Source organism: Moorena sp. SIO3I6 (assembly GCF_010672095.1).
Window position 1 is genome coordinate 1 of record NZ_JAAHHU010000585.1, and the last position, 2740, is coordinate 2740.

Annotated in this window: 3 protein-coding genes; 2 read left to right on the top strand and 1 reads right to left on the bottom strand. The window is 43.6% G+C overall.

Annotation, left to right across the window (positions count from 1 at the left end):
* Positions 1-96 precede the first annotated feature (96 nt).
* Positions 97-1356, top strand: coding sequence for an RNA-guided endonuclease IscB (iscB, locus tag F6K49_RS39940; protein ID WP_293106260.1), 1260 nt, complete (start codon positions 97-99; stop codon positions 1354-1356).
* Between the two features lie 158 nt (positions 1357-1514).
* Here the strand turns inward: iscB and F6K49_RS39945 are convergent, their stop codons facing one another.
* Positions 1515-2390: an MBL fold metallo-hydrolase gene (locus F6K49_RS39945; RefSeq protein WP_293106263.1), complete on the bottom strand. Its 876-nt coding sequence runs from the start codon at positions 2388-2390 to the stop codon at positions 1515-1517.
* 167 nt (positions 2391-2557) lie between these two features.
* Between F6K49_RS39945 and F6K49_RS39950 the strand changes: the two genes are divergently transcribed.
* On the top strand, positions 2558-2740 hold a 183-nt coding region (locus tag F6K49_RS39950; protein ID WP_293106266.1), incomplete at its 3' end, for an HAD family hydrolase.

Consider the following 2740-nt stretch of genomic DNA (forward strand, 5'->3'; position numbering starts at 1 on the left):
TGCTAATCATTAAAGTGAAGGCAAAATGTGTGGTTAGCCTAACAAGCCATTTCAACATTGCCGAGGAACACATAACCGACTTGAGACGCACTAAAAATGCAAAATTACGTATTTATCATTGACACGAAAAAACGACCACTAAATCCCATTTCGCCAAAGAAAGCACGCCGATTATTGAAAAAAGGTAAAGCGGCGGTCTTTAGGATGTATCCATTCACAATCATCCTAAAAACGGCGATCGATGATCCAACTATCTCACCCTGTCAAATCAAGATCGATCCTGGTAGCAAGGTAACTGGATTTGCCTTAGTCCAAAATGGTCAAGTTATTTGGGCCATGGAATTACAACACAGAGGAGGATTAATCAAGAAAAAACTAGAGTCTAGAAGAGCTGTAAGAAGCGGAAGGCGAAATCGCCACACCCGCTACAGAAAACCTCGATTTCTTAACCGTAGACGCCCACAGGGATGGCTGCCCCCTAGCCTAGAGCACAGAATTCTGACTACCCAGACTTGGGTAAAACGATTGATCAAATTCTGCCCGGTCAATGAGATTTGGGTTGAAAGAGTTAAGTTTGATACCCAAAAAATGCAGAATCCTGAAATTAGTGGCGTTGAGTATCAGCAGGGGGAACTAGCTGGCTATGAAGTCAGAGAGTATTTGCTTGAAAAATGGGAAAGGGAATGTACCTATTGTGGAAAGCAAAATGTGCCCTTGCAGATTGAACATATCCATCCAAAATCGAAAGGAGGAAGTGATTGCGTAAGAAATCTTTGTTTGGCTTGCGAAAAGTGCAACCAACGAAAAGGAAATAAGCCTATAGAGGATTTTCTAAAAAACAAGCCAAGTCTACTTCAGAAGATTAAGACTAAAGCTAAACAGCCATTAAAGGATGCGGCGGCGGTTAATGCAACCCGTACAAAGCTAGTAAAAATGCTCCAAAGTGTAAGACCAGTAGTAACTGGGACGGGAGCACAAACTAAGTACAACCGAATGAAGCTAAGACTCCCTAAACAGCACTGGATTGATGCCGCTTGTGTTGGGGATATTGAGACTTTAACTTTGATAACCTCTCAACCTCTTCTAGTAACCTGCTTTGGGCAAGGAGGAAGGCAAAAAGCGGCACTCAACAAGTACGGCTACCCCATTAGACATAACCCATTGAAGCCGATTAAAGGCTGGGTAACCGGAGACATAGCCAAACATCAAAAACTAGGGATAGGCAAAGTTACTCCCAGAAGTAAAGGAAGTTTTGGATTTACCTCGTTAGGAATGAAAGGGTACAAAAGCTGTAAACCTCAAGATATATCGGCAATACACCGAAAAGATGGATACACTTACGGCTTTTGCCAATAAATACCGGAACTTGCCAAGTAATAGCTGTCCTAAACTTACCTGAAATGTGATGGTAATCAGGGATCAACCCAAGACTTGGGTATGTTTTCCTAAAGTAAGGGCATCAAAGGGATGAGGGGGAAGATTTTAGGTGGTTACTTAATTTCATCCTTGATGCTTCATCCTTGATGCTTCATCCAGACAAGACACTGCTTCAGCTGATCTTCCATAGTCTGAAGATCAGTATGATACCGGCGTCCATGTCCTGGTAATACCCACTCGAAGGAGTAGTTGGTTAACGTCTCCATTGACTTGATTAATTCCTCCCAGGAGTACCAGCAGTGGCGACGAAAGGCAATCAGTTGCTGAAGTTGATCAGACCAAGCAAGATGGTCACCGGTGAAGAGAAATTTGTTGTTGTACAGTAGAACAGTGTGACCTTTGGTGTGACCAGGAACTGGGATAATCAACAGGTCTTTGTCTAAGGGATAAGGCTCAGAACCAGTCAGCTGAATTTCCACATCACGGGTATCAGTGGTAATGTCATCTCTATGCAAAATGCGTTCGCACTGGAAATGCTGTCTGTATTTGTGATGATCTGCCACATCATCCCGATGGGTCATGTACATGTAGCGAATCCCACCCATTGCCTCTAGACGTTTGACCAGTGGTGGTGTGAAGCGGGGAGAATCGATTAGTATATTGCCTTGGGGGCGTTTGATCAGGTAGCTAGCAGCACCATAAGAGTTTTCTGAATGGTAGCCGCAATGGTAGACATTCTCTGCCACTGGTATCGGGAAACTCTGCTGAACGTCTTTAATCTCTATAGGTTTCTCAACAGTACCAATAGAAGAGGTGGGACAAGATAATAGGGCTTGAAGAGCTCTCAATCGTTCTGTCTCATTAGCAGGTTGATGATAAACTGCAGACTGCTGATCAGCACGATTAAACACTTCCGGAGTCATCCAACGGCAAGCATCACAATCAATACAGGTGCTATCCACGTAAAAGTCACCAGTGATATTTTGAGGGCGGCGTTGCTTGAGATGAGCCATAACTTTCTAACTCTCGTTCGTCATAGGGATTGCGCTTAGTACCAGGGGATATAGCTATTTCAATTGTAGCCAAAACGCGATTAACCAAAGCGCATTTTTAACCCAACTATGATTTTTAACCCAACTATGTAGGACAATAAGGCAATACCCGCACCTCTTAGCATCTCGTGACTAAATTTCTGTTTGTAACTGACCTTGACAATACTTTAGTAGGGGATGATCAGGCTCTGCTTAAACTGAACCCTCTGCTAAGTCAGCATCGCCAAGAACATGGTACAAGAATCGTTTATGCTACAGGGCGATCCCATAGTTCCTACCACGAGCTGAAAGCCGAGAAGCCACTTCTTGAT